This is a genomic window from Streptomyces sp. enrichment culture (assembly GCF_964272855.1).
Taxonomy (GTDB): Bacteria; Actinomycetota; Actinomycetes; order Streptomycetales; family Streptomycetaceae; genus Streptomyces.
In genome coordinates this window covers 7452566-7475316 of record NZ_OZ186847.1, presented here as the reverse complement: position 1 = coordinate 7475316, position 22751 = coordinate 7452566, and the positions used below count along the sequence as shown (strand labels likewise).

Genomic DNA, 22751 nt, shown 5'->3' with positions numbered 1-22751 from the left:
ACCCGGCGGACCACCGGTCTCTTCGGCCGCCAGCCCGCCGCCATCTTCCGCCAGCTCACCGGCCTCGTCGACGGCTAGCCAGCCCGCCAGCCAGCGGGCCAGCGAACTTGTCGGTCGCGAGCCCGACGCCGTCACCCCGCTGCGACCCGGCGGACCAGCGGCCTCGTCAACGGCAGGCCGGCCCGCGAGCCAGCGCGGTGGTCGATCGAGACCATGACACCGTCACCCGGCTGCGATCCAGCAGACCAGCGGCCTCGTGGGGCGCGAACCACCCGCGAGCCGGCCGGGTCGGCGACCTCGTCGACCGCGAGACCGACGTGCGTCGTCCGGCGGCCATCCAGCGGGCCGCCGGGCGCGTTGGCCTCGAGCCCGCCCCGCGAGCAGGCGGTCGGCGATCTCGTCGACCGCGCGCCCGACACCGTCGCCCGGCTGCAACACGCTGGACCACCAGCCATATCGGCCATGAGCCCGTCAGCGGGCCAGGCGCAGCACTGCCCGTTCCAGGTCCGGCAGTACCCGCTGGCCCGTGACCGCGAGTGCGATGGCGGCCACGACGCCCGCCCAGGCGATCGGGCCGAGCGGGGTGCAGCCGACGAGTCGGCTGGCGCCGGGCGTCTGGACGAGGGCGACCAGGGCGGCGGCCGAGCCGAGGGCGGTGAGCTGCACCAGCGGGCTGTCGCGGCGGTCGAGCAGGGTCTGGGCGAGCTGGGTGCCGACCAGGGCGCACAGGGCCATCGTCGTCGTACGGCGGGCCGTGCCCGGGGTGAACCGGCCGAACAGCCAGGCGGCGACCGCGCCCAGGCAGGTCGTCAGCGCCCGGTGCCGGATCTGCCGCATCAGCGGCGCGCCCAGCAACGACGTGCCCAGCGGCCTGTCGGACTCCGTGACGGCCGCGTCCTGGCTCGGCGTGACCGCGACGGCCATCGCCGGGAACAGGTCCGTGAACAGGTTGACCAGCAGCATCTGACGGGTCGACAGCGGCGCGGCACCGGCGAGCAGCGTGCCGATGATGCCGAACCCGACCTCGCCCGCGTTGCCGCCGATCAGGATGGCGACGGAGTCGGCGACGCTGTGCCACAGCGCGCGGCCCTCCCCGACAGCCTCCACGAGGACGGTCAGGTCGGCGTCGGTGAGCACCAGGTCGGCGGCGTTGCGGGCGGCCGCCGAGCCGCGGGCGCTGATGCCCACGCCGATGTCGGCGGCGCGGATGGCGGCCGCGTCGTTGGCGCCGTCGCCGACCATTCCGACCACCCGCCCGGCGTCCCGCAGCGCCTCGACGACCTGGAGCTTCTGCTCGGGCGCGACCCGTGCGACGACGTCGGCGTCGCGCAGCATCCGGGCGCGCTCGGACCGGTCGACGGCGGCGAGGTCGTCGCCGGTGACGACGGCGGTGTCCTCCGGCCAGCCCAGCTCCAGCGCGATCGCCTTCGCCGTCTGCGGATGGTCGCCGGTCAGCATCACCGGCCGCACGCCCGTCTGGCGCAGCCCGTGCACCAGGGCGGTGGACGTCTCGCGCGGCACGTCCGCCAGCGCCAGCAGGCCGGTGAACTCCAGGTCGCGGGGCTGCTCGTCGCAGACCTCCGCGTCGTTCTCGGTCTCGGCCAGGCGCCGTTTGGCGACCGCGAGGACGCGCAGTCCGTCGGCGGCCAGCGCGTGCGCGGTGTCCTCCGCGTGCTCCGGCAGGTCCCGGCAGGCGGGCAGGACGATCTCGGGGGCGCCCTTGACCACGAAAAGCCGCTCCCCGTCCGTCGTACGGCCGACCGCGCCCGCGTAACCGCGGCCCGCCTCGAACGGCCGGGCCTCCGTCTGCTCCCAGTCCGGATCGCGGCCGGCCGCCTCCAGCACCGCCTCGTCCGTGGCGTGCACCGGCTTCTCGCCGCCGCCGTTGAGCCGCGGGCAGGCCCGCACGGCGATCCGCAGCGCCTCCGAGTCGCCCGCCTCGGCGAGCTTGCGGACGGCGCCGTCCACCTCGGCGACCCGGACCAGGCGCAGCCGGTTCTCGGTGAGGGTGCCGGTCTTGTCGAAGCAGATGGTGTCCATCCGGCCCAGCGCCTCCAGGGTGCGCGGGGTGCGCACCAGGACGCCCCGCCGGCTCAGCCGCCGCGCGGCCGCCAGCTGGGCCACCGTCGCCACCAGCGGCAGCCCCTCGGGGACCGCGGCCACGGCCACCGCCACGCCGCCGCTGACCGCCTCGCGGATCGGCGTGCCGCGCAGCAGCGACAGACCGGTCACGGCGGCGCCGCCCGCCATCGTCAGCGGCAGAGCCTGCCGGGTGAGTTCCTGCAGCCGGGCCTGGACGCCCCCGGCAGGCGGGGTGCGGGCGGCGAGATGGACGGCGCGGGCCGCCTCCGTGCGGTCCCCGGTCTCGACGACGACGGCCCGGGCGTGCCCGGCCACCACGGTCGTTCCCTCGAACACCATGCAGCTGCGGTCCGGCACGGCGGCGCTCGGGGTCGGCTCCACCTGCTTGTCGACCGGCAGCGACTCCCCGGTCAGCGCCGACTCGTCGACCTCCAGCCCGTCCTCCCACAGCAGCCGGGCGTCAGCGGGCACCACGTCGTCGGCGTTGAGTTCGATCACGTCGCCGGGCACCAGCCGTGCCGCGTCCACGGTGCGCGGGCCCTGGCGGCGCCGGTCCCGACGCGACTCCGGCGTCCCGGCCGGGCCGTGGCCGTCGGCCGTCACCCGCGCCTTCTGCTTCTGCTCGGCGACCAGCCCCGACAACGCCCGCTCGGCGCGCAGCCGTTGCAGGCCGCCGACAAGGGCGTTCAGGTCCAGCGCGCCCACGACCAGCAGGGCGTCCGCGACGGAGCCGAGGATCGCCGACGCGGCGGAGCCGACCGCCAGCACCGGGGTGAGCGGGTCGTCGAGTTCGCCGCGCACTGCGCGGGCGAGCTGGAACGACCAGCGGGCCGGCGCCATCGCGGGCATCCGGCCGACCGTGCCGAACGCCTCCCGCACCCGGCCCGCCGCCTGCTCCACGGCGGTCTCCTCGGACTTCAGCCGCTCGGCCAGCCGGGCCTGTACCGAGCGGTGGTCCAGGGCGTGCCAGGCCACCCGCGGCTGGGGGTGCGGCGCCCTCGTCAGCGCCGCGCCGACAGCCGCGCGCATCCCGCCGAGCAGGGCCACCGCCGCGGCCACGTCGACGGGCGCGTGCCGCAGTCCGGGCAGCCACGGGTTGGTCTGCCGACGGGCCTCGCCGACCGCCACGAGCAGCCCGGACAGCGCGGCACCGGACCGGGCCAGCGTCTGGGACCGGCGTCCGACCCGGCGGGCCGCGGGCACCGCGGCCAGCAGCCGCCACACGTCGGGCAGGCCGTCCGGGGTGAGGACGTCCGCGCCCCAGGCGACCGCCGCGTCCCGGTCGGCGAGCGCGACGGCCAGGTCCCCGGCGAACAGCCCTTCCAGGACGTCGATGTCGTCGGAGGAGGCGGGGCGGGCGACGGTGATCACGCAGCCGTCGGCCTCGCGCAGCCGCCGCACCGCCTCCGCGGCCGACCGGTCGGCGGGCACGATGTGGTCGGCGAGGCCGATGAAGTCGGCGAGCGCGGGGTCGTCGCCGACCACCACGCGCAGTCCCGCGCGCCGTGCCGCGTCGAGGACCGGCTCGGCCCACGGGTCGGCCTCGCCGTCCGCGGTGAGCAGCGCGCTCGGGTGCAGGAGGACCGTGCCGGCCGTCTCCAGCCTGCGCAGCCGCTGCTGGTCGCGGACCAGCACGCCGGTGCGCGCGAGGGCGCAGCTGAGGGCGGCGTGGAAGGCGGCGGGGCCGTAGCGGGCGGCCTTCGGTGAACCGGCGAGCACCGCCTCGGCGGCCTCCCCCGCGTCATGCTTGACCAGCAGGGTCGCGAGGGCGCCCACCAGGCTGCCCGACTCGGCGTGGACGGCGTACGCCTGGGCGGGGGTGCGGCGCAGCGGCGGGCGCGGGAACCGGTCCATGGCCACGCCGTGCCGGTCGGGCACGCACAGCCGGTCGTGTACGGCGTCGAAGGCTGCCGCCCGCGTCAGTGTCTCCGCCAGTCCGCAGACGCGCAGCGAGCCGTCGAGGAGGAGGGCGACGGGGTTCTGGCCCGAGCCGTGGACGGCCGCGTTGACGACGGCGAGGACGAGGTCGGCGCGGGAGTCGCCGAGCCGGCCCCGCAGCCAGGAGCGGAACCGGGGGTTCTCCCGGAGCAGGGTGTTGCCGGCCGACACGAACCGGGGTGTGGGCGGCAGGCGCAGCGCGGACACGCCGAACGCGGCACCGATGCCGAGCGCGTCGACGACGAGCGCCGCCACGGCGGTGCGCACCCCGATCGGGTCACCCGGGTGGGCGAACTCCTCCACCAGCTCGTCGTCGGGTGTCAGCCCGTGCCGTTCGGCGAGGTCGGCGGCCTTCTCCAGCACCGTGTCGGCGACGGCGGACTCGGTCGCGGCCACCACCAGGCGGGACAGCCCGCCGTCCCAGTAGGCGTAGGCCACGTCGGGCCGCTCCGCGAGAGCGGCGGCCACCCGCCGCGCGGCGTGGGCGGTCTCCTCCGCCTCGTGCACCAGTGCCGGTCCGGCCGACTTCAGCGCGAGGTGCGCCCGTGGTCCGGACCGCCAGTGGCGCCCGCGTCCGGGCACCACCGCGGTCCGCACGACCCGGGCGACGCGCCCGGCGGAATCGGCTCCGCGCACCCCGGCCCGCGCGGCGCCGGCCGCCGCCCCTGCCGCCATGCCCGCCGCCGGCGCGGCACCGCGCGCCAGTAGCCGGGGCCCGGCCAGCAGGGCCCCGGACACGGCCGTCGCCGACCCCGTCAGCAACCCCATCGTTCACCCTCAGCTCGTCGTCGGGTCGTTTCTCAGCTCGTCGTCAGCCCATCGTCGACGCGTCGTCGGGCGTCGTCGGCTCGTCGTCAGCCCATCGTCGCGGTGCCCCGCCGGGCCGCCGTGCGCCGGTGGGCGGTCGCCGCCCTGATGGTCGTGGTGCCGGTGCCGTGCGCCACGCGGGTACGGGCCCCGGACGCCGTCGTACGGCCGGTTGAGGCGATACGACCGGGGGACGCCGCAGTGCCACCGCCCGCGGACGCTCCCATGCCCGCGCGCGTCGCCGCGGACGTCGTGGTGCCGCCCGACGCCGTACGGGACGCGGCGCTCGTCATGGCCTTGGTCTTGTTGCCCTCGGTGCCCGCCGTCCGTTCGTGGGCGGCGCCCTGCTCGGGCTTCGGCTGGGTCAGCCAGGCGACGGCGGCCCCGGCGATGGCCACGGGCCACTCCACGACGCCCGCGACGCCGAGCAGCCCGGCTCCCGTGTACACCGCCATGCGACGCCCGCGCGGCGACACGTTGCCGACCGCGTCCAGCGTGCCCTCGGCGGCCCTGCTCACCATTCCGGCGCCGGGTACCCGGCGCAATGCCGAGCCGGTCATGTGAACCGGCTTCGTCACAACGGACGACGGCTTCAGCCGTGTCATGACGCTCCCCGCCTCCCTGAAGATGGGTTCGGTGCACGGGCCCGAGTTCCCGCGAAACTCCTAGTCACCCATGGGGAGCGGGGGAAACACGAGTGGCCGGGGACACCGCCTCCCGGCCACTGTGCCACGCCCGTGAGTCAGGCGCTCGCGCAAGCGGTCCCGTTGAGCCTGAAGGCGCCCGGTGCCGCGCTGTCGCCGCCGTGGTTCGCCTGGTAGCCGATGGTGACGCTGCCGTTCGGCGCGATCGTGCCGTTGTAGGCCGCGTTCGTCGCCGTCACCGCGCCGGACGCCGGTGCGTAGGTGGCGCCCCAGCCGTTGGTGATGGTCTGGCCGCCGGGCAGGGTGAAGCCCAGCTTCCACCCGTTGACCGCGGTCGTCCCGGTGTTGGTGATCGTCACGGAGCCGGTGAGTCCGGTGCTCCAGGCGCTGGTCGTGGCGGTCACCTTGCAGCCGGCCGGCTGGGGCTGCGGTGCCGGGCCGGAGCCGTCGAGGCCGAAGAAGGTGAGGACGCGGGCGCCCATGGTGCCGTAGGCGTACAGGTTGTGCCCGACGCCCTGGAGGCTGATCGCCTCGACGGGGGCCTGGTCACCGGTGCCGCCGTAGCGGGTGCGGGTCCAGCCGGTGGCGGGGGTGTCGGTGGACACCGCAGTGCGGCTCACGCCCAGGACGTTCGTCCACTGGTCGATCTCCTCGCCGAAGTTGGGGTAGCGCAGCACGTCGTCCTCGGTGCCGTGCCACAGCTGCATGCGGGGCCGCGGGCCGCTGTAGCCCGGGTGGGCGCCGCGGACCAGGTCGCCCCACTGCTGCGGGGTGCGGGTCACAGTGCCGTTCGCGCAGGCGCTGTTCCACTCGGAGCCGTCGGTGGTGGCGAAGCAGCCGAAGGGGACCCCGGCGAAGGCGGCGCCCGCGGCGAAGACGTCCGGGTAGACGCCCAGCAGGACGTTGGTCATCATCGCGCCGGAGGAGATGCCGGTGGCGAAGACCCGCTTCGGGTCGGCGTCGTAGGTGCCGAGCACCCAGTCGACCATCGACTTGATGCCGGCCGGGTCGCTGCCGCCGCCGCGCCGCAGGGCCTGCGGCGACGAGACGTCGAAGCACTTGCTGGCGCGGGTGACCGACGGGTAGACGACGACGAAGCCGTAGCGGTCGGCGAGCGAGGCGTACTCGGTGCCGTTGTACATGGCCGGCCCGGAGCCGGTGCAGTAGTGCACGGCCACCAGGACCGCCGGGTTCGGGGTGACGCTCTCGGGGACGTACAGGTACATCTGGAGGTTGCTCGGGTTGCTGCCGAAGTCGGTGACCTCGGTGAGGGTCGCGTACGGCACGTCGGCGGCGGCGTCGGTGCGGGCGGCGGCCGGGGGCGCGGCGAGGAGCAGCGCGGCGAGCAACGGTACGAGCGCTCCGTAGAGCGCCACGAGTACCGGACGCAGGGGTCTTCTGACGGTGGTGCCGGGGGTGGCGGGCACGTGGTCGTCCCTTCCTGTTCGCGGCTCGGGATCGTCGGGAGAGGGGAGCGCCGATCCAGCGTGGAAGCGCTCCCACAACAACACACGAGAGCAACCGTGTCGCCGTTCACCACCGACCTCCCGCGGTGCGGGAGTGGCCGAATGTGTTCTGCGCGAAGCGTTGACCAGAAAGCGCTTGCCCTCTACGGTCCGTTCAACAGTGTGACCCACTGGCGCCCCCAAGGGCGGGAAAGGTCGCACAGGCGAGCAATATCGTTCACTCAGCAGTACAAGGTTCACAGACAGGAACAGCGACAACCTCCTAGCACATCCGAAGGGACGCACCCGCATGCGTACACACCCCCACACAAGCGATCGGGACACCGCTTCCGCGCCACGGCCGTACAGCCGCCGACGCGCACTGACCGGAGCGCTGGCCGCTCTCGGCGTCTCGGTTGGCATGCTCATGACCACCGGGGCGCCGTCGGCGAACGCCGCGACCTGGCCCACCCCGAACGGCAGCCAGGCGGTCTCGTCCACCATCTCCCTGTCCGGCACCAAGGACTACGGGATGAAGCGCCTGTACGGCAGCGGCGACCTCGGCAGCGGCGGTCAGGACGAGGACCAGGGGCCGATCCTGAAGCTGGCCGCCGGCACCGTCCTGAAGAACGTGATCATCGGCGCGCCCGCCGCGGACGGCATCCACTGCGAGGGCAGCTGCACGCTGCAGAACGTCTGGTGGGAGGACGTCGGCGAGGACGCCGCCACGTTCAAGGGCTCCTCGTCGTCGAACGTCTACACCATCTCCGGCGGCGGCGCGAAGGAAGCCGGCGACAAGGTGTTCCAGTTCAACGGCGCCGGAACACTGAACATCTCGAACTTCGCGGTGAAGAACTTCGGCACCTTCGTCCGCTCCTGCGGCAACTGCTCCAGCCAGTACAAGCGGACGATCAACCTCAACACGATCGAGGCCACCTACAAGGGCAGCCGGCTCGTCGGCATCAACACCAACTACGGCGACAGCGCGACCCTCCGGGGCATCACCATCGTCGGTGACACCGGCAAGAAGATCGTCCCGTGCCAGAAGTACATCGGCAACGACGACGGTGACGAGCCGACCAGCAACGGCTCCGGTCCGGACGGCACCTACTGCAAGTACTCGTCGTCCGACATCACCTACAAGTAGCCCGCCCCGCACCGCCCCGGTGCCCCCGGCCGTACGAAGTGCCCGCGCGGCGCATCGTACGGCCGTCGCGTCGTGCGCCGCCCGTCAGGGGCTCTCCACGCGCGCGGGGACCCGCGCCGCGAGCTCGCCCCGGTAGTCCGCGTAGGCCGCCCGCAGCCGCGCGCCCGGCCACTCGGCGGGCAGCAGCGCCTCGGGCAGGACGGGGTCCGCCAGCAGATGCCGGACGACGGCCGCGAACGCGGTGAGCCGGTCGGCCGGTCCCTCCGCCCGGGTGACATGGTCGAGCAGGGCCCGCGCGGTGCCGGCCCAGCCGTCCAGCGGCCACAGGTCCGCCGCCAGTTCGGCGGTCGGCCGCGCGGGGCGCACCGTGTAGCGCTCGGCCACCAAGTCCAGGTCGTCCGGCAGCGGCCGGCTCAGGTTGGCGGGGCGCAGCCAGACCCCTTCGCGCCGCTCGGCCAGGCGGAGGGCGGCGAGCCGGGTGCGCAGCTCCACGCGTTCGGCGGGGCCGCGACCGGTCGCCGTGACCACGACCATCTCCCAGTCACCGTCCCACGCGCGCGTGCGCGGCCGCACGGCGTCGTCCTGGCGGCGCCGGCGGGCCAGCAGCCGGTCGCCGATGCGGTAGCCGGTCGCGGTGCGGCGCAGATCGCCGGCGGCCGTCATCCGGCTGAGCGCGGCGCGCAGCGTGGAGCCGCCGACGCCGAACGGGGCCACCACGCGGGCCAGGTCCTTTCCGGACAGCTCCGGCGGGTGCGCACCGAGCAGCAGGCTCAGGACGACCGACCGCGCGGAGAGCGGGCGCAGGTCGAGTTCGTTCGTCGGCATGAAGCCGTACTCTAGGGCGCGACTCCGCGCGTTGCACTATTGCTGCGGTCGAAGCAAGAGTGCAACACTCGGGTATGACCTCGACAGTCGCCCAGCCGCAGCAGGACACGACCACGCAGACCGTGACCGCGCAGACCGCCACCACGCACACCGTCACGAACCAGCCGCCACCGCTCACTCCGTACGACGCGTCGGAGGACGCCGCCCTCCTGGAGGGCCTGCGCCGGGAGGGCGCCGGATGGGCCGAGGCGGATCTCCGGCGGCTCGGCCTGCGGGCCGGGAGCGAACAGGCCCAGGAGTGGGGCGACCTGGCCAACCGGCACGAACCGGTGCTGCGCACCCACGACCGGTACGGCCACCGCGTCGACGAGGTCGACTTCCATCCCGCCTGGCACCACCTGATGGAGGTGGCCGTCACCGAGGGGCTGGCCGGCGCGCCCTGGGCGGACGACCGGCCCGGCGCCCATGTCGCCCGCACGGCGGGCGGCCTGGTGTGGGGCCACGCGGAGGCCGGACACGGCTGCCCCACCTCCATGACGTACGCGGCCGTCCCCGCGCTGCGCCGCACACCCGGGCTGGCCGAGGTGTACGAGCCGCTGCTGACCAGCGGGGAGTACGACCCCGGCCTGCGGATCCCGGCGGAGAAGCGCGGGCTCCTGGCCGGGATGGGGATGACCGAGAAGCAGGGCGGCTCAGACGTCCGGACCAACACCACCACCGCCACGCCCACCGCCGAGCCCGGCGTCTACACCCTGCGCGGGCACAAGTGGTTCACGTCGGCGCCGATGTGCGACGTGTTCCTGGTGCTGGCGCAGGCTCCCGAGGGCCTGTCCTGTTTCCTCGTCCCGCGCGTGCTGCCCGACGGCACCCGCAACGCCTTCCGCATCCAGCGGCTCAAGGAGAAGCTCGGCAACCGCTCCAACGCGTCCTCCGAGCCGGAGTTCGACGGGACCGTCGCCTGGCTGGTCGGCCCCGAGGGGCAGGGCGTCAAGACCATCATCGAGATGGTCAACTGCACCCGCCTGGACTGTGTGATGGCCTCGGCCACGCTGATGCGCAAGACCCTGGTGGAGGCGGGGCACCATGCGCGGCACCGCGGCGCGTTCGGGGCGCGGCTGCTCGACCAGCCGCTGATGCGCAACGTGCTCGCCGACCTCGCCCTGGAGTCGGAGGCGGCGACGACCCTGACGCTGCGGCTCGCGGGCGCCGCCGACCGGGCCGTGCGCGGGGACGCCGGGGAACGGGCGCTGCGACGCATCGCCACCGCCGTCGGCAAGTACTGGGTCACCAAGCGGGGTCCGGCGTTCACCGCGGAGGCGCTGGAGTGCCTGGGCGGCAACGGCTACGTGGAGGAGTCCGGGATGCCCCGGCACTACCGCGAGGCCCCGCTGCTGTCGATCTGGGAGGGCTCCGGGAACGTCAACGCCCTCGACGTGCTGCGCGCGCTGGGCCGGGAACCCGCCGTCGCGGAGGCCCTGTTCGACGAACTCGGCCTCGCGCGGGGCGCCGACGCGCGACTGGACGCGGCGGTGACCCGGCTCAAGGACGGCCTCGCCGAGGCGTCGCCCGTCGGTGCCCGCAGGCTGGTGGAGCACATGGCTCTCGCCCTGCAGGCGTCCCTGCTGGTCCGGTTCGCTCCGCCCGCCGTCGCGGACGCGTTCTGCGCCACGCGGCTGGGCGGTGACTGGGGGCACTCGTTCGGGACGCTGCCCGGGTCGGCCGACCTCGACGCGATCCTCCAGCGGGCGCTTCCCGGCGGCGGCTGACCGCTCCGCGCGGGCACGCCGAGGTTGGCTCACAGTCGCCGGTCGATTCCGGGCAAAGGCGTGGTGGGCGGTGGCGCGGGACGCCGACGCGGTCCTGCCGGTGCTGCTCGGCGAGCTGGAGCGGGAGGGCCGCGCGGCCGCGCGGGTGCTGGAGCTGCTGGGGCCCTAGGCACGTCCGGCGGTGCCCGCGCTGCGGCGCCTGGCCGGGTCCGAGCGGATGTGGGACCGGACGGCCGCCGCTTGTGCCCTCGCGCGGATCACCGGGGACGTCGGCTCCGTCGCGCCGCTCCTGCGCGCCGCCTGGGCGGAGAACCCTCGGACCCGCCAGCCGATCGCCGACTGCCTCGCCGCGCTCGCCGACGCCGCCGCGCCGCTGCGGGACCCGGCCGAGACGGAACTCGCCACGCGCCGCCGGCACACGGCCCGGCCGGACGGCCGCGGCAGCCATGACGTCCCGGCGGACGAGGCGCTGCTGCGGGTGTGCCGGGTGGTGGCGGAGGCGTAGGCGGGCGGCGGGCATGCGTGGCGGAGGGCCGGCCGGGCGGCCGGCACGGCGGGGTGGCGACGGCGGCTCGCGGTGGGGTGACCCGGCGTTCCCCGGGCCGGCGCACGGACAAGTCGCAGTCCGTCGCCGACACGGCCCTGACCTGCGGCGACGGCGCCCTGAGAGGTGACTGTCAGTGGTGGGGTGCAGACTGGCCGATGTCTGGGACGAAGATGTCGCGGAGGTGATCGGCATGACCGACGTACTGCTCGCCGTGGGCACGCGCAAAGGCCTGTTCATCGGGCGCCGGCGAGGTGGCGTGTGGGAGTTCGACGAGAGTCCCTACTTCAACGCGCAGGCCGTGTACTCGGTCGCCATCGACACCCGTGGCCCCACGCCGCGCCTGCTGGCCGGCGGCGACAGCGCGCACTGGGGACCGTCCGTGTTCCACTCCGACGACCTCGGCCGCACCTGGACCGAGCCGTCGCGGCCCGCCGTCAAGTTCCCGCAGGACACGGATGCCTCGCTGGAGCGGGTGTGGCAGCTGCACCCGTCGGCCGCCGAGGCGGACGTGGTCTACGCGGGCACCGAACCGGCCGCGCTGTACCGCTCGGAGGACCGCGGGGAGAGCTTCACCCTGGTCCGGCCCCTGTGGGAGCACCCCACCCGTTCCCAGTGGGTGCCGGGCGGCGGCGGGGAGGGCCTGCACACCGTGCTGACCGACCAGCGCGACCCGAAGTCCGTGACGGTCGCCGTGTCGACGGCCGGGGTGTTCCGCACCACCGACGGCGGAGCCAGCTGGGCCCCGTCCAACTCCGGTGTGTCCGCGGTGTTCCTGCCCGACCCGAACCCGGAGTTCGGCCAGTGCGTGCACAAGGTCGCCCGGGACGCCGCCGACCTGGACCGGCTGTATCTCCAGAACCACTGGGGGGTGTACCGCAGCGACGACGCGGGCGCCCACTGGACCGACATCGGCGAGGGCCTGCCGTCCACGTTCGGTTTCGCCGTGGCGGCCCATCCGCGCCGCGGGGACACGGCGTACGTGTTCCCGATCACCGCGGACTCCGACCGCGTGCCCGCCGGACGGCGCTGCCGGGTGTACCGCACCGCGGACGCCGGTCGGACGTGGGAGCCGCTGGCGGCGGGCCTGCCGCAGGAGGACCACTACGGCACCGTGCTGCGCGACGCGATGTGCACGGACGACGCCGACCCCGCGGGCGTCTACTTCGGCAACCGCAACGGCGAGGTGTACGCGTCGGCCGACGACGGCGACAGCTGGCGGCAGTTGACCCACCACCTGCCGGACGTGCTGTGCGTGCGGGCCGCGGTGGTCGCGTGAGCCGATGACGAGCGTGCCGGTCCGGTCCGGCCCTCGGCCACCGGTTGATCACCCTGTGCCGTACGGCAGTAGGGTGACGCCGTGGCACCACGACCGTTGCATGAAATCGTCGAACCGGGCTGGGCGAAGGCCCTCGAACCCGTCGCCGGAAGGATCGCCGAGATGGGCGACTTCCTGCGCGCGGAGATCGCCGCGGGACGCACCTATCTCCCGGCCGGACAGAACGTCCTGCGGGCCTTCCAGCAACCCTTCGACGAGGTGAGGGTCCTGATCGTCGGACAGGACCCTTACCCGACACCGGGGCACGCGGTGGGGCTGTCGTTCTCCGTGGCCCCGGACGTCCGGCCGCTGCCCGGCAGTCTGATCAACATCTTCCGCGAGCTGCACACCGACCTGGGACTGCCCCAGCCGTCGAACGGCGACCTCACGCCGTGGACCCGGCAGGGCGTGCTGCTGCTCAACAGGGCGCTCACCACGGCCCCGCGCAAGCCGGCGGCACACCGGGGCAAGGGCTGGGAGGAGGTCACCGAGCAGGCCATACGCGCGCTGGCCGCCCGCGGCAAGCCGCTGGTGTCGATCCTGTGGGGCCGGGACGCCCGCAACCTGCGTCCGCTGCTCGGCGACCTGCCGGCGGTGGAGTCCGCGCACCCCTCCCCCATGTCGGCCGACCGCGGCTTCTTCGGCTCACGCCCGTTCAGCCGCGCCAACGACCTGCTGATGCGCCAGGGCGGCCAACCGGTGGACTGGCGCCTGTCGTGACGTCCGGGGCCGGGACCTCAGCGGGCGTCGGGCCGTCCGGTTCCGCCGGATTCCTCGCCGTCGACTCGGGAGGTTCCGGGCTGCGGGTCGTCGTCGGCACGGTGGATGCCGGGCCGCTCGGGCAGCGCGAGTCACGGGTGCCGGTGCGGACGGGGTCGCGGGGCATCGACGCCGGGCACCTGATGGGGCAACTGGTGCCGCTCGTCCGGTCGTTGACCGTCGAGACGGGTGTCGTGGAACTGACGACGGCCGCCGTCGGCGCCGCCGGTTTCGGGACGCTGGGTGACGCGCTGCGCGCCGAGCTGCCGGACGCCCTGCGGCGGGAGTTCGGCATCCATGCGGCCGCCCTCGCCGCGGACGCCGTCACGGCGTATGTCGGCGCGCTGGGCCCGCGCCCCGGCGCCGTGATCGCCGCGGGCACGGGTCTGATCGCCCTCGGCACGGATCTGACCGAATGGCGGCGCGCGGACGGCTGGGGCCATCTGCTCGGCGACTGCGGCGGCGGCGCCTGGATCGGCCGGGCGGGACTGGAGGCCGCGCTGCGCGCCCACGACGGCCGGGAGGGCGGCTCCGCCCCGCTGATGGCCTGCGCGCGGGCACAGTTCGGCCCGCTGCCGGAACTCCCCGGCGCGCTGTATCCCCGTACGGACCGTCCGGCCGTCCTGGCCTCCTTCGCGCCCCAGGTGGCGGCGTGCGCGGACACGGATCCCGTCGCCGCGGACATCCTCCGTGCCGCGGCCCGGCACATGGCCGACTCGGCGGCCGCGGTGTGCCCGTCGAAGGGGGAGCCGGAAGTCGGCCTCACCGGAGGCCTGTTCAAGATGGGCGAGCCGCTGCTCGCGCCGGTGCGGGCGGAGCTGCTGAAGCGGCTGCCGCACGCGCGCTGCGTGTGGGCCGAGGGCGATCCGCTGCACGGCGCGGCGCGGATCGCCACCGCGCTGGCGACGGGCACGCTCGCGCTCCCGAGGGACGAGCGGCTGCTCTGCACGGCGACCTCGCCGGACTGATCCGGCGACGGCGATTCGGCCATAAAGATTCGGCCATTCGAGCGAGGGCCGACACGAGTGACTGTAGGTAAACCCGCTGATCAGTTCGGATCTCCGCGTAACTCATCAGACAAAACCGGACGGAAACCGCTCACCTGCACCCTCCCCGAACAGGGGAACCCAGTAAGCCAGTAACATGCGGCGCCATGAGCTCCCCCACTGGGCCCGCGTCCGGCCTGCCAGTACGAATGCCGCGCCCCCGCCAGCCCGGGCGGCACCGCCGACCCGAGCCCCTGGCGGCTCCCGAGGGCGCGCCCGCGCTCGTCCTCGCGGTACCGGGCACGCCCAGCGCCACCACGCGCAGCCTCGCCGAGGAGATCGTGAGCATCGCCCGCTCCGAGCTGCCCGGCCTCGACGCGCGGATCGGGTACGTCGACGGGGACGACACCGAGTTCCCCACGCTCCAGGCCGTGCTGGCGCACGCCGCCGACGAGCGCACCGCCCGCTACGAGCAGGCGCTCGCCGCGGGTCTCGAGATCAAGGAGCCCGAGGGCCCCGTCGCCGTCGTGGTGCCCCTGCTGGCCGGTCCGGACGCCGCGCTGCTGCGCCAGGTCCGCCAGGCCGTGATGGACAGCCGCGTCGCCGCCGAGCTGACCGATGTGCTCGGCCCGCACCCGCTGCTCGCCGAGGCGCTGCACGTGCGCCTGTCGGAGGCCGGTCTGGCCCGCGCCGACCGTGCCCGGCTGTTCACCGTGGCGACCGCCGCGGACGGCATCATCCTGGCGTCCGTCGGCGGCGAGGAGGCCGTTCAGGCGGCCGGGATCACCGGCATGCTGCTCGCCGCGCGGCTGGCCGTTCCGGTGATGGCGGCGGCCCTCGACCAGGAGGGCTCGATCGCCTCCGTGGCCGAGCAGCTCCGCTCCTCCGGCTCGCAGCAGCTGGCGCTGGCGCCGTACCTGATCGGCCCGGAGATCGACGCCGCGCTGGTCGAGGCGGCCGCCGCCGAGGCCGGCTGCCCCGCCGCCGAGGCGCTGGGCCCGTACCCGGCGATCGGCAAGCTGGCGCTGGCCAAGTACACGACGGCGCTGGGCATCGCCCCGCAGCAGCCGCAGGGCACGCCGGTCCGCTGACACCAGGCCCTGCCCCAGGCCGTTAGACGCGTAAGAGGCCGTACGAGCCGTAGGACGGCCGTACGGCCGAAGGGCCCGCTCCCCGCCAGGAGCGGGCCCTTCGCTCATCCGACGACCACGCAGGAGGCCGCCGGCACGTCGACCGCGCCGCCGCGCCGGGGCCGGCCCGTGGCCGGGTCGACGTCGAACCACGTGACGTCGCCGGAGCGCTCGTTCGCGACGTACAGCCGGCCCTCCGAGGCGGTGAGGGCGCGGGGCCAGTGGCCGCCGCAGGGGACCGTCGCGGTCAGCCGCAGCGTGTCGCCCTCGACGGTGAACACGGACAGCACGTCCTCGCCGCGGGTGGCGGTCCACACGAAGCGGCCGTCGGGCGAGACGACGATGCCCGACGGGTAGGCGTCGCCGGCCGGTGCGCCGGGCAGCACCGGCGTCTCGGTCAGCGGCCGCAGCACACCGTCCTCGGCGTCCCAGCGGCAGACGGTGACGGTCGGGCTGAGTTCGTTGATCACGTACGCGTACTCGCCGTCCGGATGGAAGGCCAGGTGGCGCGGTCCGGAGCCGGGCCGCAGCGGGGTCTCCCGGTGCGGGACGAGACCGCCCTCCTTGAGGACACTCACGCGCGCGGAGTCGGTGCCGAGGTCGACGCTGACGATCCACCGTCCGCTCGGGTCGGACTGCACCTGGTGGGCGTGCGGGCCCTGCTGGCGGGGCGTGTAGGGACCGGATCCGGTGTGCTGGAGGGTGGCGGAGGCGGCGGCCGCGAGGGTGCCGTCGGGCCGCAGCGGCACGACGGTGACGCTGCCGGAGCCGTAGTCGGCGGTCAGGACGTGTCCGGCGTGCACGCCGAGGTGGGTGGGCCCGCCGCCGACGGGGACGAGCGGCCCGGCGAGCTCTGGCACCCCGCCGTCCACCCGGTACGCGGCCACCGCGCCCTGGGCCGTCTCACTGACCGCGTAGAGCATGCGCCCGCCGGGCGCCAGGGCCAGGTAGGAGGGGTCGGGCACACCGCCGACGCTCGCGCCGAGGGTCAGCGCGCCAGTGCCCGGATCGACGTCCGCCACCACCACGCCGGGGCCGCCGGCCGCCGTGAACGACCCGATGAACGCCCGCCGCCGCTGTCCGCCGTCTGCCACCGCTGTCCCCTCTCGGTCCTGGGCTCCCGGGGGTGACGTTAGCAGCGGATCACGGAAGGTCTAGACCAACAGGGCGAAATCTCTGAATCTCTGAGTCCTTGAAGCTCTGATTCCTTGAACTCCGAATCCTTGAACTATGAATACCTGAAGCTTCGAATCTCCATGTCTCCGACATGCGACGCCCCGCCCGCGTCACGCCCCCACGAGCGGTGACCCGGACGGCGCCCGCAGCGGCGTGGCGAGTTCCGCCAGCGCGCGTTCCAGCCCGTGGAGATGGGCGAGTGCCGGTTCCGCGGCGGGTGGCTGTGTCGCCAGAGCGGGGACGCCCTGCTCGGCCGGGCCGCCCGTCAGGGCCTCCACCGCCGCCTGGACCCGCCAGCACGCGGCGGCGAGGCGGGCGTCGTGGGAGGCCTCCGGGTCGGCGGCGACGGCGACCAGGCCGCGGACCTCGCGGGCGCAGTCGTCGAGCAGAGCGAGCACCCGGCGGGCCCGCCGCTTGCGGCCCAGCATCGGGTTCAGCGGGTGCACCAGAGGCGCGACGGCGAGCCGGACGCGGGCGAGCAGCAGTTCCAGATCGGCCACGCCCGGGGCGGGGTCGGCGTCCGGGTCGCCCGCGAGCCGGGCGGCGGTCTCGGCGGTGCAGGCGTGCACGGAGCGCAGAGCGCGCTGGATCCAGGCGTCGGTGACCCGGTGGGTGGTGACCGGGAGGACGAACAGCACGGCCAGGACGGCGCCGAGCGCGCCGACGCCGGTCTCGACGAGGCGCAGGGCGAGCAGCGCGGGATCGAGCACGCCGAGGAGCCCGTAGAGCAGCCCGGCGAGGAGGGTGACGCAGAGCATCATCCAGGTGTAGGACACCGCGGCCGTGTAGAAGATGCCGAAGACGCAGACGGCGATCAGCGCCACGGAGGGGGCGGCGGCGCCGTGCAGCGGGACCGCGGCCAGCACGCCGAGGCCGATGCCGAGCACCGTGCCGAGGACCCGGCGGAAGCCGCGGACCAGAGTCTCGCCGCGCGAGGTGGTGTTCACGAAGATCCACCAGGTGGCGCCGACGGCCCAGTACCAGCGCTCCCCGGACACCAGCTGGCCCACGACCAGGGCGAAGCCCGCGCCGACGGTCGCCTGGATCGCCTGGCGGGTGGTGATCCGGGCGAGGCCTGATCCGGCCGGCGGGGCCACGGTGGGCGCCGGGGGCAGCCGGCGCTCGTAGCACCACAGCCCGAACCGCACCGCCGCCGCGACGAGCACGGACAGCACGACGGCGGCGTACAGCTCGGGCAGCTGCCGCGGGGTCGCCTGGAGGAACTGGGCGATGAAGTAGGTCATGAACGCGAACACGCCGAGGCTGTGCCCGCGCGGGCCCCAGCGGCGGGCGTAGACGCCCGCGCCTACCACGGCGAGGAAGACGAGGTCGCGGACCACGGGCCGATCGTGCACCCCGGCCGCCACGGCGAGCACCGGCAGGCCGGCCAGCGGCAGCAACGCCGTGGTGACGGCCTGGCCGCGGACGGTGGCGTCGGTGACGGTGAACAGGGCGAGCAGCGCGGCGAGGCCGCCGATGACGGCGCCGACGAGGGAGTGGCCGGCGAGGCCGCAGACGGCCACGGCGAGGCCGATGCCGAGAACCGCGCGCGTCGCGAAACGCAGCCGCGTACGCCCCGGGTCCGGAGCCACGAACACCCTCTTCAGCACTGCTTACCGCCCCCTGGAATGGATCTGGAGATGATCGGCATGAAAAAGGCGCCGCGGGATCCGCAGCGCCATCGACCTCCACATGACAGCATCCTCTCCACCAGTGGCTCAAGTGCTCCCGGTCTCACTGGTCCATTGGCTCAGCGGGACGGCTCGGGATGCGGCCGGCACCGGACCATCGGACCATGGCGAGTGGTTCAGCCGGGCAGGCGAGTGGTTCAGCCGGGCGGCGGACAGCCGGGCCATTGGTACAGTCCATCTTGATCACCAGGTCTTCGTGATCACCGTAGGAGGGGCCGGGCACATGGCGGTGGACGAGCTGGACACCCGCATTCTGCGGCTGCTGCTGGAGCAGCCGCGCACGAGTGTGCGGGAGTACGCCCGCATCCTCGGGGTCGCCCGCGGCACACTCCAGGCCCGGCTGGACCGGCTGGAGCGGGACGGGGTGATCACCGGCACGGGCCCGGCGCTCTCCCCCGCCGCCCTCGGTCACCCGGTGCTCGCCTTCGTCCACATCGAGGTCACCCAGGGCCATCTCGACGACGTGGGCGACGCGCTCGCCGGCGTGCCGGAGATCGTCGAGGCCTTCTCGATCACGGGCGGCGGCGACCTGCTCACCCGGGTCGTGGCCCGGGACAACGCCCACCTGGAGGACGTGATCCAGAAGCTGATCAGTCTCCCCGGCGTGGTCCGCACCCGCACGGAGGTCGCCCTGCGAGAGCGCGTGCCACACCGCCTGCTGCCGCTCGTCGAGTCGATCGGGCGCGCCTCGAAGGGCTGAGCCCGCAGGTCCCGTCCCGGCCAATCCCGCGGCTTCCGTCCCGGCCAATCCCGCGCCTTCCGTCCCCGCCGATCCGGCCGTGATCCATTCTTGGCATCCTGGTTCCATGAGCACTCTCGGCGGCATCTCGGTCATCTTCGATCTCGACGGAACGCTCGTGGACAGCGAGCCGAACTACTACGAAGCAGGCCGACAGGTGCTCGCCGAGCAGGGCGTGCCCGGCTACACGTGGGCTGATCACGAGCGGTACGTCGGCATCAGCACCCTGGACACCATCGCCGACTGGAAGCGGCGCTACGACCTGACCGCGCCCACGCAGGAGCTGTTCGCCGCCAAGAACCGCCGCTACCTGGAGCTGGCCCGCGCCGCGACCCCCACCTACCCGGAGATGCGGAAGTTCGTGGAACTGCTCGCCTCCGAAGGCGTCCCGATGGCGGTGGCGTCCGGCTCGTCGCCGGAGGCCATCGCGGCGATCCTGGCCGCCACCGGCCTGGACGCGTTCCTCCGTACGACCGTCTCCGCCGACGAGGTCCCGCACGGCAAGCCCGCCCCCGACGTCTTCCTGGAGGCGGCCCGCCGGCTCGGCGCGGCCCCCGCCGACTGCGTGGTCGTGGAGGACGCCGCCCCGGGCGCCACCGCCGCACAGGCGGCCGGCATGCGCTGCGTCGCCGTCCCGTACGTCGCCGACCAGGCCGACGACCCGGGCTTCGCCGGTGCCGGCCTGCTGTTCCGCGGCGGCCAGCCGGAGTTCACGGCACGGGCGGCGTACGACTGGCTCACCCGCTAGTTCCAGCTCCGCGACCCCACCGGCCCCGGCCGAATCGGCCGGGACCGTTGACGCGCTCCCGCACCGCCTCTACCTTCTGGTCGACTCTTCGTACGCCGTTCGCGATATCGAACAACTTACTTCTTCACCCCATGAGTCGGACCACACAGCCGATCACTCCGCAGAGGAGCAGCACATGGCACCGCCCCTCTCCCGCCGGGCCCTTCTCCGCACCACGGTCCTCGCCGCGGCCGCCGCCCCCGGGCTGGCGACCGCCACCGCAGCGGCTCCGGCCTCCGCCGCCGACCTCCCCGCACCGGACGCCTGGACCCTGCGCCCGTTCCACCTCAAGGACGTCACGCTCGGCGACGGCCTCTTCGCCGCGAAGCGGCAGCTGATGCTCGACCACGCCCGCGGTTACGACGTGAACCGGCTGCTGCAGGTCTTCCGCGCCAACGCCGGCCTCCCCACCGGCGGCGCCGTCGCCCCCGGCGGCTGGGAGGGCCTGGACGGCGAGGCCAACGGGAATCTGCGCGGCCACTACACCGGGCACTTCCTCACCATGCTGTCCCAGGCCTTCGCGAGCACCGGCGACCAGGTGTACGCGGAGAAGATCCGCACCATGGTGGGCGCCCTCACCGAGGTCCGCGAGGCACTGCGCCGAGAGCCGGTCGTCCTGTCCACGGACGGCAGGTTCGGCACGGCGACGGAGCAGGTACGGGGCTCCTACCAGTACGTCGACCTGCCGCCGGACACCCTCGCCGCGAGCCCGGCGATCACCCTCGCGGCCTGGGTCAGACCCACCCACGACAGCACGTGGGCCCGGATCTTCGACTTCGGCGACGACACCACCCGCTACCTGTACCTGACCGCCCGCAACGCCGGCGGCGTCCCCCGCTTCGCCCTCACCACCGGCGGACCCGGCGCGGAACAGGGCCTCAACGGCACCGCTCCCCTGCCCCTGGACCGGTGGAGCCATCTCGCGGTGACCATCGCCGACGGCACCGGCACGCTCTACGTCAACGGCACCGCCGTCGCCCGCGACACCGCCATGACGCTCACCCCGGCGAGCCTCGGTACCCCCGCCCACGCCTGGCTCGGCCGCTCCCACTTCCCCTCAGACCCCGTCTTCGCGGGTGCCTTCGGCGGCTTCGACGTCTGGTCCCGCGCCCTGACCGCCGCCGAGATCGCCGGCCTGCAGAGCAGCCGCGCCGCCGACGCCCCGGCCGGACGCGGCGACCTCGCGTCGTACGCCTTCGACGAGACCGCCGGATCCGCCTTCGCCGACGCCTCCGGCCGCGGACCGACCGCCACCCTGCGCCGCACCTGGGGCGAGCCGAGCCACCCCGGGTTCCTCGCCGCGTACCCGGAGACCCAGTTCATCCAGCTGGAGTCGATGACCAGCGGCGACTACACCAGGGTCTGGGCGCCGTACTACACCGCGCACAAGATCCTGCGCGGGCTGCTGGACGCCCACCTCGCCACCGACGACGAACGCGCGCTCGACCTCGCCTCGGGCCTGTGCGACTGGATGCACTCCCGGCTCTCCCGGCTGCCGGACGCCACCCTGCAACGCATGTGGGGCATCTTCTCCAGCGGCGAGTTCGGCGGCATCGTCGAGGCGATCGTCGACCTGCACGCCCTCACCGGAAAGCCCGAGCACCTCGCGCTCGCCCAGCTGTTCGACCTCGACCGGCTCATCGACGCGTGCGCCGCCGACACCGACGTCCTCGACGGGCTGCACGCCAACCAGCACATCCCGATCTTCACCGGGTACGTCAGGCTGTACGACGCGACCGGCGAGGAGCGCTACCTCACCGCCGCGAGGAACTTCTGGCGGATGGTCGTACCGCACCGCATGTACGGCATCGGCGGCACCAGCACCGGCGAGTTCTGGAAGGCCCGGGACGCCATCGCGGGCACGATCGGTCCCACCACCGCCGAGACCTGCTGCGCGTACAACATGCTGAAGCTCAGCCGGACCCTGTTCTTCCACGAGCAGGACCCCGCGTACATGGACTACTACGAGCGGGCCCTGTACAACCAGGTCCTCGGCTCCAAGCAGGACGAGCCGGACGCCGAGAAACCGCTCGTCACCTACTTCATCGGGCTCACCCCCGGCCATGTCCGCGACTACACGCCCAAGCAGGGCACGACCTGCTGCGAGGGCACCGGCATGGAGAGCGCCACCAAGTACCAGGACTCGGTGTACTTCGCGCAGGCCGACGGCAGCGCCCTCTACGTCAACCTCTACAGCCCCACCACCCTCACCTGGGCGGAACGGGGCGTCACCGTCACGCAGACCACCGACTACCCGCGCGAACAGGGAACGACGCTGACCGTGCGCGGCCGCACCGGCGCGTTCGCCCTGAAGCTGCGGGTGCCGTCCTGGGCGACCGCCGGATTCCGGGTCACCGTCAACGGCCGCCCCGTCGACGGCACCCCCACCCCCGGCGGCTACTTCACCGTGCGGCGCACCTGGCGCAGCGGCGACACGGTCCGGGTGAGCATCCCCTTCCGGCTGCGCGTGGAGAAGGCCCCGGACGACCCGTCCCTCCAGACCCTGTTCCACGGACCGGTCAACCTGGTCGCCCGCAGCTCCTCCACGGACTACCTGGAGTTCGGGCTGTACCGCAACGCCGCGCTCTCCGGCGACCTCCTGCCCACCTTCACGCCGGTGGCCGGGAAGCCCCTCCACCACACCCTCGACGGCACGGAGTTCGCCCCGTTCTTCGAAGGCACCGAGGACCCCACCCACGCCTATGTCCGGCGCTCCGAGCCACGCGTGATCCTCGGCGGCACGGACTCCGGCGTCGCCAACCCGGCCAGGCCCGACGGCACGACCCTGCTCGACGAAATCTGGGCAGGGGCGCCGTTCGCGGGCAAGGGCGCGCTGGTCGCACGGGTGCGGACCACCGTCGAGGCGTGGGTCGGCGCGGGGCTGCTGAACGGGGCGGACGGCGAGCAAATCGTCGCTACGGCACGGAAGGCGTCGTACGTCTCCTGAGCTGCCGGGCCGGGGCGCCG

General features: G+C 74.2%; 16 protein-coding genes. 10 read left to right on the top strand and 6 right to left on the bottom strand.

Annotated features, from left to right (window positions below; all coding sequences use genetic code 11):
- Window positions 1-471 precede the first annotated feature (471 nt).
- The 3 genes from ACSU6L_RS33275 to ACSU6L_RS33265 form a co-directional block, all read right to left on the bottom strand.
- Window positions 472-4788, bottom strand: coding sequence for an HAD-IC family P-type ATPase (locus ACSU6L_RS33275; protein WP_437062870.1), 4317 nt, complete (start codon window positions 4786-4788; stop codon window positions 472-474).
- An 86-nt stretch (window positions 4789-4874) separates the two neighbouring features.
- Complete coding sequence (locus ACSU6L_RS33270) at window positions 4875-5387, bottom strand: hypothetical protein (RefSeq protein WP_437062868.1); 513 nt, start codon at window positions 5385-5387, stop codon at window positions 4875-4877.
- 182 nt (window positions 5388-5569) lie between these two features.
- Window positions 5570-6898 carry an extracellular catalytic domain type 1 short-chain-length polyhydroxyalkanoate depolymerase gene (locus ACSU6L_RS33265; RefSeq protein ID WP_437062866.1) on the bottom strand — a complete coding sequence of 443 codons (1329 nt, stop codon included), beginning with the start codon at window positions 6896-6898 and terminating at the stop codon, window positions 5570-5572.
- Between the two features lie 328 nt (window positions 6899-7226).
- Here ACSU6L_RS33265 and ACSU6L_RS33260 point away from each other — a divergent pair, with 328 nt between their 5' ends.
- The gene (locus tag ACSU6L_RS33260) at window positions 7227-8063 is read left to right on the top strand and encodes a pectate lyase (RefSeq protein ID WP_437062864.1); all 837 of its coding nucleotides are present in this window, start codon (window positions 7227-7229) and stop codon (window positions 8061-8063) included.
- A gap of 84 nt (window positions 8064-8147) precedes the next feature.
- Here the strand turns inward: ACSU6L_RS33260 and ACSU6L_RS33255 are convergent, their stop codons facing one another.
- The gene (locus ACSU6L_RS33255) at window positions 8148-8888 is read right to left on the bottom strand and encodes a PaaX family transcriptional regulator C-terminal domain-containing protein (RefSeq protein WP_437062862.1); all 741 of its coding nucleotides are present in this window, start codon (window positions 8886-8888) and stop codon (window positions 8148-8150) included.
- 74 nt (window positions 8889-8962) lie between these two features.
- Here ACSU6L_RS33255 and ACSU6L_RS33250 point away from each other — a divergent pair, with 74 nt between their 5' ends.
- The 6 genes from ACSU6L_RS33250 (at window position 8963) to ACSU6L_RS33225 (ending at window position 15352) form a co-directional block, all read left to right on the top strand.
- Entirely contained in the window at window positions 8963-10654 is a 1692-nt protein-coding gene (locus ACSU6L_RS33250; protein ID WP_437062860.1) for an acyl-CoA dehydrogenase family protein, read from the top strand.
- A gap of 181 nt (window positions 10655-10835) precedes the next feature.
- Window positions 10836-11159, top strand: coding sequence for a hypothetical protein (locus ACSU6L_RS33245; protein WP_437062858.1), 324 nt, complete (start codon window positions 10836-10838; stop codon window positions 11157-11159).
- 175 nt (window positions 11160-11334) lie between these two features.
- Window positions 11335-12477 carry a WD40/YVTN/BNR-like repeat-containing protein gene (locus ACSU6L_RS33240; protein ID WP_437062856.1) on the top strand — a complete coding sequence of 381 codons (1143 nt, stop codon included), beginning with the start codon at window positions 11335-11337 and terminating at the stop codon, window positions 12475-12477.
- An 81-nt stretch (window positions 12478-12558) separates the two neighbouring features.
- A complete protein-coding gene (locus ACSU6L_RS33235; protein ID WP_073945308.1) occupies window positions 12559-13236 on the top strand; it encodes a uracil-DNA glycosylase in 678 nt (225 codons plus the stop codon).
- Entirely contained in the window at window positions 13233-14243 is a 1011-nt protein-coding gene (locus tag ACSU6L_RS33230) for an N-acetylglucosamine kinase (protein ID WP_437062854.1), read from the top strand. The genes ACSU6L_RS33235 and ACSU6L_RS33230 overlap by 4 nt, the downstream gene beginning before the upstream one ends.
- Before the next feature lie 185 nt (window positions 14244-14428).
- Complete coding sequence (locus tag ACSU6L_RS33225) at window positions 14429-15352, top strand: sirohydrochlorin chelatase (protein WP_437062852.1); 924 nt, start codon at window positions 14429-14431, stop codon at window positions 15350-15352.
- A 104-nt stretch (window positions 15353-15456) separates the two neighbouring features.
- On the opposite strand, the gene ACSU6L_RS33220 is transcribed toward ACSU6L_RS33225, so the two are convergent.
- Together ACSU6L_RS33220 and ACSU6L_RS33215 are read right to left on the bottom strand one after the other, a co-directional pair.
- The gene (locus ACSU6L_RS33220; RefSeq protein ID WP_437062850.1) at window positions 15457-16485 is read right to left on the bottom strand and encodes a lactonase family protein; all 1029 of its coding nucleotides are present in this window, start codon (window positions 16483-16485) and stop codon (window positions 15457-15459) included.
- Window positions 16486-16677: 192 nt separating this feature from the next.
- Window positions 16678-18177 carry an FUSC family protein gene (locus ACSU6L_RS33215; protein ID WP_437062848.1) on the bottom strand — a complete coding sequence of 500 codons (1500 nt, stop codon included), beginning with the start codon at window positions 18175-18177 and terminating at the stop codon, window positions 16678-16680.
- 304 nt (window positions 18178-18481) lie between these two features.
- Between ACSU6L_RS33215 and ACSU6L_RS33210 the strand changes: the two genes are divergently transcribed.
- The 3 genes from ACSU6L_RS33210 (at window position 18482) to ACSU6L_RS33200 (ending at window position 22731) form a co-directional block, all read left to right on the top strand.
- Window positions 18482-18958, top strand: coding sequence for an Lrp/AsnC family transcriptional regulator (locus ACSU6L_RS33210; protein ID WP_073945303.1), 477 nt, complete (start codon window positions 18482-18484; stop codon window positions 18956-18958).
- Window positions 18959-19064: 106 nt separating this feature from the next.
- Window positions 19065-19745 carry an HAD family hydrolase gene (locus ACSU6L_RS33205; RefSeq protein WP_437062846.1) on the top strand — a complete coding sequence of 227 codons (681 nt, stop codon included), beginning with the start codon at window positions 19065-19067 and terminating at the stop codon, window positions 19743-19745.
- Between the two features lie 175 nt (window positions 19746-19920).
- Window positions 19921-22731 (top strand): beta-L-arabinofuranosidase domain-containing protein, encoded by a 2811-nt coding sequence (locus ACSU6L_RS33200; RefSeq protein WP_437062844.1) that lies wholly within the window; start codon window positions 19921-19923, stop codon window positions 22729-22731.
- Window positions 22732-22751: the final 20 nt, after the last annotated feature.